The sequence below is a fragment of the Ewingella sp. S1.OA.A_B6 genome (assembly GCF_049889095.1).
Classification (GTDB): Bacteria; Pseudomonadota; Gammaproteobacteria; order Enterobacterales; family Enterobacteriaceae; genus Ewingella.
Window position 1 is genome coordinate 1 of record NZ_JBLJFK010000011.1, and the last position, 19,201, is coordinate 19,201.

The window sequence follows — 19,201 nt, forward strand, 5'->3', positions numbered from 1 at the left end:
CTAAAGCAACGTGGTCTCGCTGCGCTCGGCTCAAACCTCCTGCGGAGGTTCTCATCCTCACAAACGATAGGCGAAAAAAAACCTGCTTCAAAAGCAGGCTTTTCAAATTGGTCGGCGAGAGAGGATTACGCGCATCTTCGATGCTTGCCCTGCGGGTCGTTGCTAAAGCAACGTGGTCTCGCTGCGCTCGGCTCAAACCTCCTGCGGAGGTTCTCATCCTCACAAACGATAGGCGAAAAAAAACCTGCTTCAAAAGCAGGCTTTTCAAATTGGTCGGCGAGAGAGGATTCGAACCTCCGACCCACTGGTCCCAAACCAGTTGCGCTACCAAGCTGCGCTACTCGCCGAATCGGAGCGCATATTACTGCCGCTGATTCAGAGCGTCAACGCCTTTTTGTAGCGCAGACGCTGTCTGCTTAGAATTCCAGCGAATCCCCTGTCTTCTGGCTTAAATAGCCTTCTCAGACGGAGGTTTAGCACACCAATTGTTCGCTGAGTTAATCCCACCGTCCGGTGAGGTATAACCCAGACAACCGAGGATCGAATCAAACAGCTCTTCGTGACGTTTTTCACCTCCGACCCGCTGCTGGGCTTTCAAGCGTTCGAACGCCTGCTGGTGATCGGGTTGTGCAAGGAAGCTGTCTGATGCCCATACCAACATAGGCACGCGGAACTGCTCCGCCGGTGCCATTTCACGCGGTGTCCCATGCAGATGCGAGTTTTCATCAATAGATTCGCCGTGATCAGAAGCGTAAAATACCAACGCCTTTTTATCACGCAGCTGATCCATCACGTTCGCAATAAAGGTATCGGTATACAGCACGCTGTTATCGAAAGCGTTAATCAACTGAGCCTTACTGCAGGCGCGATCTACGCCCATACATTCTGGGGTATAACGCGCAAAGCTGCGTGGATAGCGCTGGGAATAGAGGTAATGCGAACCTTTGGTGTGCAGCACCACCAGATGTTTGCCCTGCGGATGCGTTTTCAGGGACTCCTGCAACTCGTTAACCAGCAGCATGTCATCCACCGGTTTACCGTCATTACGTTTCTCAGAAGCGATAATTTCACGGAACGAGTAGTCATCGGGGTTGGCGTTGTTGTAAAACCACACTTCACTTTGCATGGCGAACAGTTCAGAACTGAAACCCAACGACTTAAGCACCGCAAAAATATTCTGCTCTTTCAGGGTCCGCTGCTGATTATTCTCCACCCCACCCTCACGCACGAACATACAGCGTAAAGAGAGCTTAGTGGAGGTATCACAGGACTTGCCGCGAAACGCGACCAGATTCTTCTCTTTCGACAAACGCGGCGTGGTATCGCGCTCATAGCCCAGCAACCCCATGTGGTCCCAGCGGGTAGTTTCCCCGATGATAAAGACGACGTAGGTATCATCGACACCTGTCGGTGGCACATAAGTGAATTCTTTCGCCGGATCGAGGAAATTACCCGCATCCTGACTTTCATCCACCTTGGTATAAGCAAACAGACCAAGCGCTGCCAGCCAGTTAGAAGGCAAATAGGAGTGCGCGACTACGCCGCCATAGCTTGGTAAATCGATATTGGTCAGCTTTTCATTGCGGCTTTGCTGTTTATCCAGCATGCGCAGCGGCAACCATACCAGGGCGACAACGACCACTAAAATACCTAAGGGTAATAAGCGCTGGCCCGGCGTTTTGATCTGTTCAATCAACGTTAACCGCAGGTCGTTTTTCCAGATCAGCAGCAGTGGAATAGCGCTGACGACGATCATCCATATGAAGAAATACCAGCCAACCACTTCTTTGCTTAGATCAATATCTGTGGTCATCACCGACACAATAATGCCGTAGCCGATCACCACATTGAACATCACCATGTAGTAACTGGCCGCCACGGAAATCAGCAGTAACGCGCTGGCTACGATGCGAAAAAATGTTCGGCCGCCCAGTGAAAGCAAGCGCAGCAGGAAGAAAGTGAAAAGCACAATAGCGACCACTTCGGTCACTGCCTGGGACAATTCAATGAAATTGACACCGTGAGTGAGGGAGGCGAAGCGGCGGGAAAAAACGGAGACATTGAGAAAAATGCCGATATAGATCGCTAACAAGAAAGAGATATTTTGCTGCGATAGAGTCTTCACTCTATTCATGTAATGTAATTATCCAGACGATTTTAGAAAGATTCTGAATCATTGTGACATGTTTATAGGCGGCAAGTTCACAGATTAGGCTGAGATTACGTTTATATACACACTTCCAGAAAGTTCTGTGCATAAGCACCTTCCGGCGCGGAGAAAAGACCCTGAATGAAACGGTCTTAGACATGAAACAGGAGGCCGAAGCCTCCTGGATATTTTCCTACCAAACGCGCCCCTGGTGAAGGCGATACTTCTAAGGAATTATTTAATATTCAATATCACATCGATGTTGCCACGGGTGGCATTTGAGTACGGGCAAACCTGATGTGCTTTGGCTACCAGCGCTTCTGCGTCGCTGCGTTCAAAACCTGGCAAAGTGATATCAAGCTGAACTTCAATACCGTAACCGCCCGGGATCTCGCCAATGCCTACCGCGCCTTCAATTTTCGCATCCGCAGGGATCTTGATTTTTTCCTGCGCTGCTACCGCTTTCAGTGCGCCGAGAAAACAGGCGGAGTAGCCCGCAGCAAACAGCTGCTCAGGGTTGGTACCGCCGCCCATGCCGCCCATTTCTTTAGGCACCCCCAGTTTGACATCGAGAACGCCGTCGTCAGAAACAGCACGGCCGTCACGGCCACCGGTAGCGGATGCATGAGCACGATACATAACTTTTTGGATAGACATATTTCGTTCCTTTTCGGGTCAGATGACTTCGGTAGAAGACTTTATTAACAAGACTGAATTTAGCACTATATAATAGTGCGCTATGTATTAAACATTATCAGACAAATTCGAAAGCGCCCGTCGGATTTATCTGTCATTGCAATAGGTTTAATCAATCTCGCCCTGGGCTTTGTCATGCAGAACTTTGCTGTGGAGAGCTTTGTCGTGCAGATCAGGGCTTATCTTTCAGGCTTTGTCTTTCAAGTTAGCGCGCAGAGATTCAAGCTGCTGCTTCAGTGTGACCATTTCGGTGATATCGCACTCGGTCGCACACAAAATAGCTTCAGGAATACCTTTAGCTTGTTCACGTAGCAGTTTACCAGCGTCGGTCAGAGTGATGATCACCTGACGCTCATCCGCTTTGGCACGGCATCGTATCAGCAAACCTGCGGACTCCAGCCGTTTCAGCAATGGCGTCAACGTCGCAGAGTCGAGGAATAACTTTTCGCCAATCTCAGACACCGTCACGTCATCTCGCTGCCATAATACCAACATCACCAGATATTGCGGATAGGTTAAATCGAGCTTGCTCAGCAGCTTACGGTAAACTTTGTGCAATGCCAGGTTCGCTGAATAAAGCGCGAAACACATCTGTTGATCGAGATGTAAAAGGGCATTGGCCTGTGAGGAAGAATTATTGTGAGTGCTCATAGGCCTCAATATATATAGTGCACTATATTATAGCAAGCTGTTTAAGCGCGATGTCGCATTTTACTGTGGCATCGCCGCTGTTTGCTCTGCGATTTTCTGCAACAGATACGGATAAAATGGATTCGATGAGACCCGCATGAGTTGATCCATACTCACCACCAGCGCCCCCACTTCCCCACGGGCGGCAAGACGACCGAGATGAATACCGTATTGCGGCGCACCCTGCGGATTTCGTCCATACAACGAGTCATCGGCCGGGAACGGCAGCGCAACGTGCGATAGCGAAAAGAATTCCGCAGGATAATCTAACCCCAGCGCCTCCGTCTCCACTTCTGTCTGTCCCGCCGGGGTGATCTGCGCCACGGTGGCCGCCTGATCGGGCGAAACATTGGTGATCACCGTGGTCTGATAACGACGCGGGGTTGGTGGCAATAGTCGTTCAACCGCTGTTTCTACCGCCGGACGCAGTAACGTCCCGACGTACGCACTGCGGTTGATGTCAAACAGCACCAATTGGCTGCCATTGGCGGGCAGCTGATTAAACAGACTGGTCACCACCGCGCGGGTGCTGACGGTGGAATCCACCACCGACTGAAACGCCAACAACGGCGGTAACTGCGCCAGTTTACCGGATTTTGCATCCTGGATGATTTGCTGCTGCAAAACGTGGGTAATCAGATAGGACTGGCGGGCCGCTTTCACCGGAAATGAATTGTATTTAAAAGGATTAAATTCAGGCATCACGCTAAGCCAGGCGGTTTTGGCGAAGGCGGGGAAAATTGCAGGCCAACCCGCATAACCGGCGAAGCGGGCAAAACGGGTGACACCAATCATCGGGGAGATCAGTACCACACGGGAAGGTCGCGTGAGGGCGGAGTCGTCGAGTGTATCGAGCGTGTATTTCATCGCCAGCGCACCTCCGTTGGAAAAGCCGACCAGCTGCAACGGCACATCCGCACCGGCCGCACGACCAGCCTCACGCACGGCTAAACGCGTTGCCGCCATCCACTGCTCCCAATCAACATGAGTCAATCCGCCCGGTACCGTGCCATGCCCCGGCAGGCGGATCCCAACGGCAACAAACCCACGGCGACGGTAATCCTCCGCGATATGACGCAGGCTATAAGGAGAGTCTGTCAGCCCGTGCAACAACACCACCGCGCCCACCGGCTTGCCGACGGGCATCAGCTCATAAGAACGGTTCCAGTCCTGTGCAAAATGTTCAGGATAAATCGGGCTGCGATCGTAATACCGGTTGAGTGGGATGCGATCTTCGGCATCCAGCCTATCCGTCACTTCTTGCTTCACTTCAATAAACGCTTGCTGCTCAGCACGTAAATAGGCCGCCCAGTCGCTTTTATCCAGTTGATCCGCGCTCAATTCATCCGGCGCGAGCTGGTGCCACAGCTCGAGCGGCGGCCCCTGCAATGCGTCATATGTCCGCACGCATAAGAGTGTGATGACCACCAGAAAGAACACCAGTAAAAACGTTTTCAGGCGTTTAAAGATATTACGAAGTTGCATCAAATTGCGTTTTCCTAAAAACCGTCAGGGCATATGGCGAAGTTTAACGATGTGTCGTTCATACAGCACATTCTTAACTAAATAATGATGCTATTAAGCTGAACGGCGACGCCACGAAGTGCAAATTTTCGCCCCATTTTTGTCCATTTGCATTCCCGCCATGGTGCAGAAAACAAACCACTTATTTATTCAATGAAAATAAAATTCTTATAAATCAATAAATAAAAAATTGGCACAGGTCTTGCTTTGATGAATTCAATCTTGTGTACCAGATGGAATTCAACCTATGACCCACGCTTCACACTCTACGAATTCGCCTTATCGCGGTTTTACCCTGCGGGAATGGCAGCAGCATTACCGCACTGCGCCGGAGAGCCTGCGTACCACGCTTTCGATGGTCTTAGGCAGTCTGAGTCATACCGACAACGCCTGGATCTATTGCGCCACGGCCAATCAGCTGGAAGACCAGATTGCGCATCTGGAAACGTTGCGTCAGCAGGCAAAAGGCTCATTGAACGCATTGCCGCTGTTTGGCGTACCGTTCGCGGTCAAAGACAATATTGATATCGCGGGCTGGCCGACCAGCGCCGCCTGCCCGGCTTTCACTTACACCGCCGAAGCCGATGCCACCGTCGTTGCTAACCTGAAAGCCAAAGGCGCGATTGTGATCGGCAAGACCAACCTCGACCAGTTTGCCACCGGTCTGGTCGGCACCCGCTCGCCGTTCGGCGCAGTGCGCAACACCTTCAATCCGGATTACGTCAGCGGTGGCTCCAGCTCCGGTTCCGCCTCCGTGCTGGCACGCGGGCTGGTGGGCTTTTCTCTCGGCACCGATACTGCGGGTTCCGGCCGTGTGCCTGCCGGGTTCAACAACATCGTTGGCCTGAAACCGACCAAAGGCTGGCTGTCGAATAAAGGCGTGGTTCCCGCCTGCCGCCTGAACGACTCTGTCTCCATTTTCGCCCTGACCGTCGCCGATGCGCAGACCGTTGCCCATGCGGCGGGCGGATATGACGCCGCCGATGCCTATTCGCGTAAAAATCCACGTACCGCCCCGGTCGCGATTTCTGCTCATCCGCGCTTTGCAGTACCCGACAGTCTGGAATTTTGCGGCGATGCACTGGCCGAATTTGAATTCGATCAGGCACTGGAGCGGTTGAGCAGCAGCGGCGCCACGCTGGTGCCGATTGATTTCACCCCGTTTCGCGAACTGGCGGAGCAGCTGTACTACGGCGCATGGGTGGCTGAACGCACGGTAGCGGTGGGTCAGATTTTCGAAGAAAGCCCTGAAGTGATGGATCCGGTGGTGCGTGGCATTGTGGCGAACGGCCTGAATTACAGTGCCTGCGACGCATGGCGGGCTGAATATTTGCGCGCGGAGCTGTCGAGGAAAATCAATCTGGCGCTGGAAGGCTTTGATGCGTTAGTGGTGCCGACCTCACCAACCATCCGTACACAGGAAGAGATGGTGCAGGAGCCGGTACTTTATAATTCACAGTTCGGGTTTTACACCAACTTCACCAATCTGGCGGATTTGTCTGCGCTGGCGCTGCCGGCCAGCCTGCGTGCCGACGGCCTGCCCGCCGGGATCACGCTGATTGCGCCAGCCTGGCATGACGATGCCTTAGCCAGCTTTGGGCGTCAGTGGCAGCGCAGCCTCAACCTGCCGCTCGGCGCGACCGGGATCATGCTCAAGCCGGAAGAGTTCATGGCCTCCGCACCGGTCAACCCTGCCTGCGTGCGCGTCGCGGTGGTCGGTGCGCACCTGACCGGCATGCCGCTGAATGTCCAACTCACCAAACGTAACGCCGTTCGCGTTGAACAAACCACCACCGCCGCCACCTACAAACTCTACGCCCTCGCCAACACCACGCCACCCAAGCCGGGACTGGTACGAGCTGAAACAGGCCGCGCCATTATCGTCGAGTTGTGGGACATACCGCTGGCCCGCTTTGGTGAATTCGTCGCAGAAATCCCGGCACCGCTGGGGATCGGCTCTCTCGAACTGGCAGACGGGCGCAGCGTAAAAGGCTTTATCTGTGAACCCTGGGCGGTCCCTGACGCCACCGACATCACCCATTTTGGCGGCTGGAGAAGTTACATCTCCCACCTCGCCTCCCTGAAAAACGCCTGAGGAGCCACACCTATGTTCACGACTGTTCTGGTCGCCAACCGTGGCGAGATCGCCTGCCGCGCCATCCGCACATTGAAACGCCTTGGGGTCACCAGCGTGGCCGTGTATTCCGACGCCGACCGTAACGCGCCGCACGTCACCGATGCCGATATCGCCATCGCACTCGGCGGCGAAAAAGCCAGCGAAAGCTACCTGATGATCGACAAGATTCTGGCCGCTGCGAAAGCAACCGGTGCGCAGGCGATTTATCCCGGCTACGGTTTTTTATCCGAAAGCGCTGAATTTGCCGATGCCTGTGAAGCCGCAGGAATGGCGTTTATCGGCCCCACTGCCGGACAAATCCGCGAGTTTGGCCTCAAGCACCGCGCCCGCGAATTAGCCGGTGCCGCCAATGTGCCGATGACGCCGGGCACCGGCTTGCTCGACAGTATTGAGGACGCGGTGATCGCCGCGGCGAAAATCGGTTATCCGATTATGCTGAAAAGCACCGCAGGCGGCGGAGGCATTGGCCTGACGCGCTGCGACGACGAAGACGGACTGCGCGCCGCGTGGGACAGCGTGAAGCGCCTCGGTGAACATTTTTTCCGTGATGGGGGCGTGTTTCTGGAGCGGTTTGTGGATCGCGCCCGTCACGTTGAAGTGCAGATTTTTGGCGACGGCAAAGGCCGCGTGGTGGCGCTCGGCGAGCGCGACTGTTCCCTGCAACGCCGCAATCAGAAAGTCGTAGAAGAAACGCCTGCGCCGAACCTGCCGCAGGCCAGCCGCGAAGCCCTGCATCGCGCCGCCGTGCAACTGGGCGAATCGGTGAATTACCGCAGCGCCGGTACCGTCGAATTTATTTATGACGCCGCGCGCGACGAATTTTATTTCCTCGAAGTGAACACCCGTTTGCAGGTCGAGCATCCGGTCACCGAAATGGTCACCGGACTGGATCTGATCGAATGCATGCTGCGCGTCGCCGCCGATGAACCACTCGACTGGCCACATCTGGAACAGGCACCGCAGGGCGCGTCGATGGAAGTGCGCATTTACGCCGAAGACCCGTTGAAAAACTTTCAGCCAAGCCCAGGCGTGCTGACTGAAGTGTTCTTCCCGGACGATGTCCGCGTTGATGGCTGGGTCTCTACCGGCAGTGAAGTCTCGGCGTTTTACGACCCGATGATTGCCAAGCTGATCGTCCACGGCCTTGACCGTCAGGACGCACTGGAAAAAATGTCCGCCGCGCTGGCGGCCACCCGCCTGCACGGCATCGCCACCAATATTGATTATCTGCGCCAGGTGGTGGCTACACCGATCTTCCGCGACGGCGAAATGTGGACCCGCATGCTCGACAGTTTTGCTTACGCGCCAAGCGCTATCGAAGTGATTGCACCCGGTACCTACAGCAGCGTGCAGGATTATCCGGGGCGTCTCGGTTACTGGGATATCGGCGTACCGCCGTCCGGCCCGATGGATGATTTTGCGTTCCGCCTCGCCAACCGTATTGTCGGCAACCACCTCGACGCCGCCGGTCTGGAGTTCACGCTACAAGGCCCGACGCTGCGTTTTCACTGCGATGCCACTATCGCCCTGACCGGCGCGCGCTGCCCGGCAGACCTCGATGGCGAAAGCATTGATTACTGGCTGCCGGTGAACGTAAAAACCGGTCAGACGCTGACCCTTGGGCGCGCCACGCAGGGCTGCCGAACCTATCTTGCCGTGCGTAACGGTTTCGACGTGCCGGTCTATCTCGGCAGCCGTTCGACCTTCGCACTCGGACAGTTCGGCGGCCACGCCGGTCGCACGCTGCGCGTCGCCGACGTGCTGACCGTTTCCCAACCCGAACTCGCCGCCTGCACCACGCCCGCGCCGGTCGGTTTACCGCAGGCGGCGGCAGAAAATATCGTCCCAACCTATGGCGATCTCTGGAACATTGGCGTGCTGTATGGCCCGCACGGCGCACCGGACTTCTTCACCAAAGAATCCATCGACACATTTTTCGCCGCCGAATGGCAGGTGCATTACAACTCCAACCGCCTCGGCGTACGTCTGGTCGGCCCGAAGCCACAGTGGGCGCGGCAGGACGGCGGCGAAGCCGGTCTGCATCCATCGAACGTGCATGACTGTGAATACGCCATCGGCGCGATTAACTTTACCGGCGATTTCCCGGTGATCCTGACCCGCGACGGGCCAAGCCTCGGCGGTTTCGTCTGTCCGGTGACCATCGCCAAAGCCGAACTGTGGAAAGTCGGACAGGTGAAACCGGGCGATAAAATCCGCTTCCATCCGGTCAGTTTCGAACAAGCGCAGGCGCTGGAACGGGCGCAGCAAGGCACTATCGATTCACTGATGCCGATTGACGCGATGGCGCTGCCGGTGCCGTCGTTGCTGCCGGACACCACCGCCTCAGCCACTATTCTCGCCGCCTTACCGGCCACGGCGGATCGTCCTTCGGTGGAATACCGGCAGGCAGGCGACGGCTACGTGCTGATTGAGTACGGCGATAACGTGCTGGATCTGGCGGTGCGAATGCGCATTTATCTGCTGATGAACGCCATCAAAACCGCCGGTCAGGCCGGCATCGAAGAGCTGTCTCCGGGCGTGCGGTCGCTGCAAATCCGCTATGACAGCCGCGTATTGCACCAAAGCGCACTGCTGCAACATTTATTGACGCTCGAACATGACCTGGCCGACGTCAGCCAGCTCAAAATCCCCACCCGGATCGTGCATATGCCGATGGCGTTTGAAGATTCTGCCACGCTCGGCGCGGTGGAACGCTATCAGCAAACCGTGCGCGCCGATGCGCCGTGGCTGCCGAATAACGTCGATTTCATCCAGCGCACCAATGGGCTGGCGAGCCGCGAAGAAGTCAAAAATATCATTTTCGACGCCAGCTATTTAATCCTCGGGCTGGGCGATGTGTACCTCGGCGCGCCGTGCGCGGTGCCGGTCGATCCGCGCCATCGTCTGCTCAGTTCCAAATACAACCCGGCGCGTACCTACACCGCCGAAGGCACGGTCGGCATCGGCGGCATGTACATGTGCATCTACGGCATGGATTCGCCGGGCGGCTATCAGCTGGTTGGCCGCACGCTGCCGATCTGGAACAAATTCCTCAAAAACGAACAGTTCAAAAACGGCGAGCCGTGGCTGCTGCACTTCTTCGATCAGGTGCGTTTCTATGAAGTGACCGAAGCGGAGCTGGACGCCCAGCGCGACACCTTCCGCGAGGGGCGTGCGCAGGTGCGCATCGAAGAGACAGAGTTCGATTTTGCGCAATATACCCAATTTATTGCCGACAACGCCGCCGATATCGCCGATTTCAGGGCGAAACAAGCTGATGCCTTTACCAAAGAGGTCGCGCACTGGCATGAAGCGGAAAGCGCGGCGGTAGAGACGGCAGCCAACGCCGTCCAGTTAGTGGAAGACGATGCGGATCAGGACGGGCATCTGGTCAGCGCCGATCTCAACGGCAATATCTGGAAAATCCTGGTGGAGCCGGGCCAGCAGGTGGTGGAAGGCCAGCCACTGATCGTAGTCGAAGCCATGAAAATGGAGCTGTCAGTCAACGCACCGTGCGCCGGCACGGTATTGAAAATCAGCTGCCAGCAAGGCCGTCCGGTCGGGCCGGGTGACGCGCTGCTGTGGCTGGATGTAGCGGTTTAAGCGGGTAAAACCACAAGGGACTTTTTATGCAACTGACAGGCGCCAAATCGACACGTACGAAAAACAACCGTCCGGAAGGGCTGGCGGAGCGCATTTATCAGCAGTTGAAGGCCGACATTTTCAGTTTCCGCCTGCTGCCGGGCGATCGCTTCAGCGAGAACGACATCGCCGATCGCATGGAAGTAAGCCGCACGCCGGTGCGTCAGGCGCTGTTCTGGCTTGAGCGCGAAGGCTATGTCGAAGTATTTTTCCGCAGCGGTTGGCAGGTGCGCCCGTTCGATTTCGACTTCTTCGAGCAGTTGTATGACCTGCGCATTGTGCTAGAGCTGGAAGCGGTGAAACGCCTGTGCGCCTGTCCGCCGGGCGCACAGCCCTTGCAGTTGGCCGAGCTGAAAGATTTCTGGATTGACCAGCCACGGCAGGAAGACGGTCAGACGGTATCACGCTTTGACGAAGAGTTTCACATGACACTGGTGGCCGCCGCCGGTAACGCCGAAATGGCGCGTATTCACCGCGAGCTGACCGAGAAAATCCGCATCATCCGTCGGCTGGATTTCACCAAAGACGAGCGGGTGAACGCCACCTACAAAGAACACGCGAGCATTTTGCTCGCCATCATAGGGCAACGCACTGAGGAGGCTCAACGCCAACTACACGACCATATTGCCGTCAGTAAAGCCGAGGTGCGCAAAATTACCCTGCATATGCTGCATCAGGCCCGGGCGGAGAATGACGGAAGCCTTCCGTCATGACTTTTTTAAAAATTTTTTCGACTTACACCATGACAATGTTCTCTTAACTCATTTAAATCACAGCGTTTTTACAGAGGATTTCACTATGCAACGTCGACGTTTTATTAAAGCCTTTGCTCTGTCCGCCACCGTAGTCAGCATGGGGTTAGCCTGGAGCGCACAGGCTGCCGAGACCATCAAAGTCGGCATCATGCACTCCCTTTCCGGCACCATGGCGATTTCTGAAACGCCACTGAAAGACATCGCGCTGATGACCATTGACGACATCAACGCCAAAGGCGGCGTACTCGGCAAAAAGCTGGAACCGGTGGTGGTCGATCCGGCGTCTAACTGGCCGCTGTTCGCCGAAAAAGCCCGCCAGCTGCTGACGCAGGATAAAGTCGCCGTGGTGTTCGGCTGCTGGACGTCGGTGTCGCGTAAATCGGTGCTGCCGGTATTCGAAGAGCTGAACGGTCTGCTGTTCTATCCGGTGCAATATGAAGGCGAAGAGATGTCGCCTAACGTGTTCTACACCGGCGCTGCGCCTAACCAGCAGGCGATCCCGGCGGTAGAGTATTTGATGAGTGAAGACGGCGGCGCGGCCAAACGCTTCTTCCTGCTCGGCACGGATTACGTCTACCCGCGCACCACCAACAAAATTCTGCGCGCCTTCCTGCATTCCAAAGGCGTGAAAGACAGCGATATCGAAGAGGTCTATACGCCGTTCGGTTACAGCGATTATCAGACCATCGTCTCTAACATTAAGAAATTCTCCGCAGGCGGCAAAACGGCGGTGATCTCCACCATCAACGGCGACTCCAACGTGCCGTTCTACAAGGAGCTGGCGAACCAGGGCGTGAAAGCGACTGACGTACCGGTCGTGGCGTTCTCGGTGGGTGAAGAAGAACTGCGCGGCATCGACACCAAACCGCTGGTCGGCGATCTCGCGGCGTGGAACTACTTCCAGTCCGTCGATAACCCGACCAACAAGAAATTCGTCGCCGAATGGAAGGCTTACGCCAAAGCCCACAAACTGCCGAACGCCGACTCAGCAGTAACCAACGACCCGATGGAAGCGACCTACGTCGGTATTCATATGTGGGCACAGGCAGTCGAGAAAGCCGGGACGACCGACGTGGATAAAGTCCGCGCCGCGATGGCCGGTCAGACCTTCGCCGCACCGTCTGGTTTCACGCTGACCATGGATGTGACCAACCATCACCTGCACAAACCGGTGATGATCGGCGAAATCGAATCCAACGGGCAGTTCAACGTGGTCTGGCAGACCGACAAACCGATCCGCGCCCAGCCGTGGAGTCCTTATATTGCAGGCAATGATAAGAAGTCAGAGACTCCGGTGAAAACGACTAACTAACAGTCAAGACCTTGGGTTCGCCGCCCAAACTGGCCCAAAGGAGGCATAAACGTGCCTCCTTTGGAATCCTGCGTTTTTTCTATGAGGCACCGACAGCTTCGCGCCATACAGGCACCGTGTTCCAGGAGCTTTCGTTCTCGCCGCAAAATGCCACCGCTACGCGGTGCCTTCGCGGCGGGTTTCGAGCCTCAGGTCTCGAACCGCTTGCTCAGCGGGATTTTGACTGCGGCCTGGTGGCTATGTAAGTCAAAAGAAAACAACAGAGCGGAGCAAACTGGTTTGGAATTTAAGAAAGCCTCAAAGGCCCAGATAAGAAGACTGATTTGGAATTTAGAAATTCTGCTAAGGCGCAGTCAAAACGACGTCGAATGAACGGTGAGAAACAATTCGAGTCTTTTTTCGAGTTGGTCCGAACCTGAAATGAGAGTACCGCGCAGCGGCGGCGTTTGCGCCGTGAACGGAAGTATATGAAACACGTTCCCTGCCAGCGGCGATAGCTGTCGGTGTCACAAACAAAAAGGCGCGGGATGTCCAGAAGGGGCGCGCCTTGGCGCTCCTTCTGGGCCAGTTTGGGCGGCGAGCCCAAGGTTTTAACAGGTGCGGGCTTCAAACCCAAGGTCCACTTTTTATGGCGAAGACATAATGATAATCCGAATACTGCTTTTCATGGTCTGTTCCCTGCCCCTGCTGGCCGAAGCCGCTGCTGCAAATGATTTTGCTGCCGCCAGCCGCTCTCAACAGGCGGCACTGTTGCAACAATGGGCGGCCGATCCGCAGCCAGAAAAACTGCCTCTGCTCGAAGCGCTGAAGCATGAAAACGTCGTTATTGACGAATCTAAGCACGCCTTCACGCAAACAGGTGAACAGCTAACACCGCTGGAAGGTGATGCCAAACCGCAGGGCGATACCAAAAAAGTGTGGCTGAACAACCGCCTGCGTATTTTGATTGCCAATGCACTCTCCGCACATCGTCTGGTCAGCGCCGACAGCGCCGTGCGCTTGCAGGCCGCCAAATCCTTACAACGCGACGCGCAGGCCGACCAGTTACCCTTGCTGAACCATCGCTTTGACGTGGAAAAAGACCGCACGGTGCACGACGCGCTGGCCATCGCACTGGCAAATTTACAGCTGGCCGACGCCAATCCGCAGGTGCGCCTGAACGCCGTTGAGCGACTCGGCACTTCCGGCGATCCGGACACCCAGAGTCGTCTGCAAAAACTGACCGACCCGAAAACCGAAGCTGACACCAAGGTGCGCGCTGCGGCTGTTATCAGTCTGAAAGCCGTTGAGCACCGTTTAATGATCGGCGATTTGCTCGGTCAGGCATTTACTGGTTTGTCGCTCGGCTCGATTCTGCTGCTCGCCGCGCTGGGTCTGGCGATCACCTACGGTCTGCTGGGCGTAATTAACATGGCGCACGGCGAGATGTTAATGCTCGGTTCCTATTCCACTTATATGGTGCAGGCTCTGTTTCAACACTATGCGCCGGGGCTGCTGGCGCTGTATCCACTGGTCGCGCTGCCGGTCGCCTTCTTTACTACCGCAGGCATCGGCATGGTGCTGGAACGCACCGTGATCCGTCATTTATATGGCCGCCCGCTGGAAACACTGCTGGCGACCTGGGGCATCAGCCTGATTCTGATTCAGGGCGTGCGCGTACTGTTTGGCGCACAGAACCTCGAGGTGGCAAACCCCGGCTGGCTCTCCGGCGGCATTCAGCTGCTGCCGAATCTGGTGCTGCCTTACAACCGCATCGCGGTGATTATTTTCGTGCTGCTGGTGCTTGGCCTGACCTGGCTGCTGCTCAATAAAACCCGCCTCGGCATGAACGTGCGCGCCGTCACGCAAAACCGTGCGATGGCCGCCTGCTGCGGCGTGCCGACTGGCCGCGTCGATATGCTGGCGTTCGGCCTCGGTTCCGGCATCGCGGGCCTTGGGGGCGTAGCGCTGTCGCAGCTCGGCAACGTCGGCCCCGAACTCGGTCAGGGTTACATCATCGACTCCTTCCTGGTGGTGGTGCTCGGCGGCGTCGGCCAGCTGGCAGGTACGGTGGTGGCAGCCTTTGGTTTGGGCATGGTGAACAAAATTCTTGAGCCGGAAATCGGTGCGGTACTGGGAAAAATCCTGATCCTCGCGCTGATTATCCTGTTCATCCAGAAACGTCCACAGGGACTCTTCGCCTTCAAAGGCCGGGTGATTGACTGATGAGCCAACCTCTAACCCTTACCGGCGTGCAAAAAGCGCCGAAGATTGCGATTACCCTGGGCACGTTGGTGCTTATTGGGCTGATTATCATGCCATTTCTGGCACTTCTTCCGGCCGACAATCCGCTGGCGATCTCAACGTATACGCTAACGCTGGTCGGTAAGATCCTGTGCTATGCGATCGTCGCGATCGCTCTCGATCTGGTGTGGGGCTACGCCGGTTTACTGTCGCTCGGTCACGGACTGTTTTTCGCGCTCGGCGGTTATGCGATGGGCATGTATTTAATGCGGCAGGCGGCGGGCAGTGGCCTGCCGGATTTCATGTCGTTTCTGTCGTGGACCGAACTGCCATGGTTCTGGACGGGCACGCAGCATTTTGCATGGGCGCTGTGTTTGATCGTGCTGGTTCCCGGTGCACTGGCGTTTGTCTTCGGCTACTTCGCGTTCCGTTCGAAAATCAAAGGCGTCTATTTTTCGATCATGACACAGGCGCTGACCTACGCCGGCATGCTGCTGTTTTTCCGCAATGAAACCGGCTTCGGCGGCAATAACGGCTTCACCGGTTTCACCACCTTGCTCGGTTTTCAAGTCACCGCCACCGGCACCCGGATCGGATTATTTTTGATGACCGTTCTGGTACTGGTCGCCAGTCTGGCGCTCGGTTTTGCGCTGGCGCGCAGCAAATATGGCCGCGTGCTGACCGCCGTACGTGACGCAGAAAACCGGCTGATTTTCTGCGGCTACGATCCGAAAGGCTTCAAGCTGTTCGTCTGGACGATTTCCGCCATGTTATGCGGTATCGCTGGCGCGCTGTATGTGCCTCAGGTCGGTATTATTAACCCAAGCGAAATGTCCCCGACCAACTCCATCGAAGCAGCCATCTGGGTGGCACTCGGCGGCCGCGGCACGCTGATCGGCCCGATTCTGGGCGCAGGTATCGTCAACGGCGCGAAAAGCTGGTTCACCGTCGCCATACCCGAATACTGGCAATTTGTGCTCGGCGGTATGTTCATTGTAGTGACGCTGTTCCTGCCGCACGGCGTGATTGGCCTGCTGCGTAAGAGGAAATCCTGATGAGCCCGATGATCATGACCGAAGATCTTTTTACCCAGCCACATTTGGCAGACAGGCACCGCAAACAGACCGACCCGATTTTGCAGTTGGAAAACATCAACGTCAGTTTTGATGGTTTTAAGGCGCTGACCAACTTGTCGCTGAACATCGGCGTCGGCGAACTGCGCTGCGTGATCGGCCCGAACGGCGCGGGGAAAACCACGCTGATGGACGTCATCACCGGCAAAACCAAACCGCAGAGCGGCAGCGTATTCTACGACCAGCGCACCGATCTCACTAAGCTGGATCCGGTGCAGATTGCGCAGTCCGGCATTGGCCGTAAATTCCAGAAGCCAACGGTCTTTGAAGCGCTGACCGTGTTCGAAAATCTGGAGATCGCGCAGAAAACCAATAAATCGGTCTGGGCGTGCCTGCACGCCAAAATGAACAGCGAACAGCGCGACCGCATCGATGAAATGCTCGGCACACTGCGGCTGACAACCGAACGGCATCGTCCGGCCGGTTTGCTGTCGCACGGCCAGAAACAGTTTCTGGAGATCGGCATGTTACTGGTGCAGGAGCCGCATTTGCTGCTGCTCGACGAACCGGCAGCGGGCATGACCGACGCCGAAACCGAATACACTGCTGAGCTATTCAAACAGCTGGCGGGCAAGCATTCGCTGATGGTGGTCGAGCACGATATGGGTTTTGTCGAAAGCATCGCCGATCACGTCACCGTGCTGCATCAGGGGCAGGTGTTGGCGGAAGGCTCGCTGAAACAGGTGCAGGCCAACGAGCAGGTTATCGACGTTTATTTAGGACGCTGAGGTTTAAGCAGAGGAAGAGAAAGCATGTTGCAAGTCAATGAACTGAATCAGTTTTACGGCGGCAGCCATATTCTGCGCGACCTGTCATTCGACGCCAAAATCGGCGAAGTCACCTGCCTGCTTGGGCGCAACGGCGTGGGCAAAACCACGCTGCTGAAATGCCTGATGGGGCTGATCCCGGCGAAATCCGGCACCATCAGCTGGCAGGATCAGGTGATCAACACCCGCAAACCGCATCAGCGCGTGCAGGCGGGCATCGCCTATGTCCCGCAGGGTCGCGAGATTTTTCCGCGTCTGACGGTGGAAGAAAACCTGCTGATGGGGCTGTCGCGCTTTTCCGGCAGCAACGCCAAACAGGTGCCGGATGAAATCTACCACCTGTTCCCGATCCTGCTGGAAATGAAACATCGCCGCGGCGGTGATTTGTCCGGCGGCCAGCAGCAACAGCTGGCCATAGGCCGCGCACTGGCCAGCAAACCCAGCCTGCTGATCCTCGACGAACCCACCGAAGGTATTCAGCCTTCCGTCATCAAAGAGATCGGCGCGGTGATCAAACAACTGGCCGCCAAAGGCGACATGGCGATCCTGCTGGTCGAGCAATTCTACGATTTCGCCGCCGACCTCGCCGACAGCTATCTGGTGATGTCACGTGGCAGCATCGTCAAACGCGGACGCGGGGAAGATATGGAAGCGGAAAATGTGCGAGGTTTGGTAGCGATTTAGCTCAGGCTGAATTTTCACAAGACAACCATTAACTTTTCAGACACATTTGGGGCGGTTTTTCTCAAACATGCTGGAAAGGACACTCGCAGTAAGTATGAAAATCAAAAGTCAGGACGCGCTGGTTCGCCAGCGCAAACGCTGGGTAAAACTCGCATTACTGCTGGCGGTGATTGCCGGATGCTATCTGTGGTGGAAGCAGGGAAAACTGATTTCCGAAACCTGGAGCCCGAATAAGCAGTATGTCGTGCGCGAATACCGGACGTTCAATTTTATTCCGCGCATGACTATGCCGGGCGACGGCGGGCATTACTCCGGCTACATCCGCGTGTATAACCGCGATGGCAAACAGTTCTACGAAGAGTACTCCGACCTGCTCGACCTCATCGAAGGGCCGTTCTGGGCGAAAGAAGGGGTCTACTGGATGGGTAATGATTATCAGGACATCGTGAGGTTGCCCACAACGCCGGTGGAGTGACGTTTTAAGACACAAAAAAGCCGCGACTGGCGCGGCTTTTCACGTTAGGCACAGCCGAGAGTGATCAGCTGCGAACTTTACGGTAGATAAACAGCACGACCAGCGCACCGATCACAGCGACGATAAAGCTGCCAAAGTTGAAACCGTCTACGCGGCCAAAACCGAAGAACGTACTGATGTAACCACCGACAACGGCACCGACAACACCAAGAACCACGGTCAGAATGAAACCGCCGCCATCTCTACCCGGCATGATCCACTTCGCCAAAATACCCGCAATCAGACCAAAGATAATCCAGGATAAAATTCCCATTTTTGACTCCTCCAAATAAATTTCGTTACCGTGATGTTAGTAAAATCGCATGGTCTCACCATGAATTGTGTTGAACCAATTTGGCTAAACAAGAGCGGAACCAACAACGTCCGACTTTCAGGTCGGCGAAAAAACACCACAAACCTTTTTTCTGACACTGCAGGTGCAGTCTAGCAGAAATGGGGAAGCGCGCTCAAAATCAGGAAGGAGGACTGTTTTCCGTCAGTTTGTGCTGTATCTTTCAGCCAGTGTAAACGGCCACGGCGTTTCGTCAATCGGCCGCAGAAGCCTGTAAAATTGCGTAAAAAATAAGACAGTTTTTTTGAATGACTTCCTCAAATCAATCCGTTTTTCATCTGCGACAGACAGGTCTATTATTCATTCATCGAAAGGCAATCACCTTTCACGCTCATAAACTGAATGGAATAATTATCATGAAAAACATCAAAATTTTTGCTGTAGCCGCCACCCTTTCTCTGATCTCTTTCGGTAGTTTTGCTGCTGAGCAGGTTTCTCAACCTGCCGACGGCGCACAAAAAATCGGTGTGATCTCAGTGTCAGGCCCAACCACGCTTGGTGGTCTGGAAAGTAAACTGGCAGCTCAGGCAAGTGAAGCAGGTGCCTCTTCTTACCGCATCATCTCTGCAACCGGTAACAACCGTATGCATGCTAACGCTGAAATCTATAAATAATCGGCACGC

At 55.6% G+C, this 19,201-nt stretch carries 15 protein-coding genes, 1 tRNA gene and 1 other RNA gene; 10 read left to right on the forward strand and 7 right to left on the reverse strand.

The window, feature by feature from the left end; all coding sequences use genetic code 11:
- Nucleotides 1–108 precede the first annotated feature (108 nt).
- The 6 genes from ACMV8I_RS16950 to ACMV8I_RS16975 all read right to left on the reverse strand — a co-directional run bounded on the left by ACMV8I_RS16950 (nucleotide 109) and on the right by ACMV8I_RS16975 (nucleotide 5,020).
- Nucleotides 109–238, reverse strand: a non-coding RNA gene (locus ACMV8I_RS16950) — RtT sRNA.
- Nucleotides 239–270: 32 nt separating this feature from the next.
- A tRNA-Pro gene (locus ACMV8I_RS16955) sits at nucleotides 271–347 on the reverse strand.
- A gap of 101 nt (nucleotides 348–448) precedes the next feature.
- On the reverse strand, nucleotides 449–2,134 hold the full coding sequence (gene eptB, locus ACMV8I_RS16960) for a kdo(2)-lipid A phosphoethanolamine 7''-transferase (protein WP_498866379.1): 1,686 nt from the start codon (nucleotides 2,132–2,134) through the stop codon (nucleotides 449–451).
- A gap of 249 nt (nucleotides 2,135–2,383) precedes the next feature.
- Nucleotides 2,384–2,806, reverse strand: a complete 423-nt coding sequence (locus tag ACMV8I_RS16965) for an organic hydroperoxide resistance protein (protein WP_498866380.1) — start codon at nucleotides 2,804–2,806, stop codon at nucleotides 2,384–2,386.
- Nucleotides 2,807–3,031: 225 nt separating this feature from the next.
- Nucleotides 3,032–3,496, reverse strand: a complete 465-nt coding sequence (locus ACMV8I_RS16970; RefSeq protein WP_498866381.1) for a MarR family winged helix-turn-helix transcriptional regulator — start codon at nucleotides 3,494–3,496, stop codon at nucleotides 3,032–3,034.
- Nucleotides 3,497–3,556: 60 nt separating this feature from the next.
- Entirely contained in the window at nucleotides 3,557–5,020 is a 1,464-nt protein-coding gene (locus ACMV8I_RS16975; protein ID WP_498866382.1) for an alpha/beta hydrolase, read from the reverse strand.
- A 286-nt stretch (nucleotides 5,021–5,306) separates the two neighbouring features.
- Between ACMV8I_RS16975 and atzF the strand changes: the two genes are divergently transcribed.
- From atzF to ACMV8I_RS17020, 9 genes are all read left to right on the forward strand, one after another.
- The gene (gene atzF / locus ACMV8I_RS16980; RefSeq protein WP_498866383.1) at nucleotides 5,307–7,154 is read left to right on the forward strand and encodes an allophanate hydrolase; all 1,848 of its coding nucleotides are present in this window, start codon (nucleotides 5,307–5,309) and stop codon (nucleotides 7,152–7,154) included.
- 12 nt (nucleotides 7,155–7,166) lie between these two features.
- Nucleotides 7,167–10,799: an urea carboxylase gene (gene uca, locus ACMV8I_RS16985; protein WP_498866384.1), complete on the forward strand. Its 3,633-nt coding sequence runs from the start codon at nucleotides 7,167–7,169 to the stop codon at nucleotides 10,797–10,799.
- A gap of 26 nt (nucleotides 10,800–10,825) precedes the next feature.
- Nucleotides 10,826–11,551: a GntR family transcriptional regulator gene (locus ACMV8I_RS16990; protein ID WP_498866385.1), complete on the forward strand. Its 726-nt coding sequence runs from the start codon at nucleotides 10,826–10,828 to the stop codon at nucleotides 11,549–11,551.
- 85 nt (nucleotides 11,552–11,636) lie between these two features.
- Nucleotides 11,637–12,905 (forward strand): urea ABC transporter substrate-binding protein, encoded by a 1,269-nt coding sequence (gene urtA / locus ACMV8I_RS16995; protein WP_498866386.1) that lies wholly within the window; start codon nucleotides 11,637–11,639, stop codon nucleotides 12,903–12,905.
- A 642-nt stretch (nucleotides 12,906–13,547) separates the two neighbouring features.
- Nucleotides 13,548–15,110: an urea ABC transporter permease subunit UrtB gene (gene urtB, locus ACMV8I_RS17000; RefSeq protein ID WP_498866387.1), complete on the forward strand. Its 1,563-nt coding sequence runs from the start codon at nucleotides 13,548–13,550 to the stop codon at nucleotides 15,108–15,110.
- Nucleotides 15,110–16,183: an urea ABC transporter permease subunit UrtC gene (urtC, locus tag ACMV8I_RS17005; protein ID WP_498866388.1), complete on the forward strand. Its 1,074-nt coding sequence runs from the start codon at nucleotides 15,110–15,112 to the stop codon at nucleotides 16,181–16,183. Before urtB ends, urtC begins: the two co-directional genes overlap by 1 nt.
- Nucleotides 16,184–16,191: 8 nt before the next feature.
- Complete coding sequence (urtD, locus tag ACMV8I_RS17010) at nucleotides 16,192–16,989, forward strand: urea ABC transporter ATP-binding protein UrtD (protein WP_498866476.1); 798 nt, start codon at nucleotides 16,192–16,194, stop codon at nucleotides 16,987–16,989.
- 24 nt (nucleotides 16,990–17,013) lie between these two features.
- Nucleotides 17,014–17,712, forward strand: coding sequence for an urea ABC transporter ATP-binding subunit UrtE (gene urtE / locus ACMV8I_RS17015; protein ID WP_498866389.1), 699 nt, complete (start codon nucleotides 17,014–17,016; stop codon nucleotides 17,710–17,712).
- A gap of 94 nt (nucleotides 17,713–17,806) precedes the next feature.
- On the forward strand, nucleotides 17,807–18,187 hold the full coding sequence (locus tag ACMV8I_RS17020) for a hypothetical protein (protein WP_498866390.1): 381 nt from the start codon (nucleotides 17,807–17,809) through the stop codon (nucleotides 18,185–18,187).
- 64 nt (nucleotides 18,188–18,251) lie between these two features.
- Here the strand turns inward: ACMV8I_RS17020 and ACMV8I_RS17025 are convergent, their stop codons facing one another.
- Entirely contained in the window at nucleotides 18,252–18,500 is a 249-nt protein-coding gene (locus tag ACMV8I_RS17025; RefSeq protein WP_498866391.1) for a GlsB/YeaQ/YmgE family stress response membrane protein, read from the reverse strand.
- Nucleotides 18,501–18,934: 434 nt separating this feature from the next.
- On the opposite strand from ACMV8I_RS17025, the gene bhsA reads away from it, so the two are divergent.
- A complete protein-coding gene (gene bhsA, locus ACMV8I_RS17030; RefSeq protein WP_498866392.1) occupies nucleotides 18,935–19,192 on the forward strand; it encodes a multiple stress resistance protein BhsA in 258 nt (85 codons plus the stop codon).
- Nucleotides 19,193–19,201: the final 9 nt, after the last annotated feature.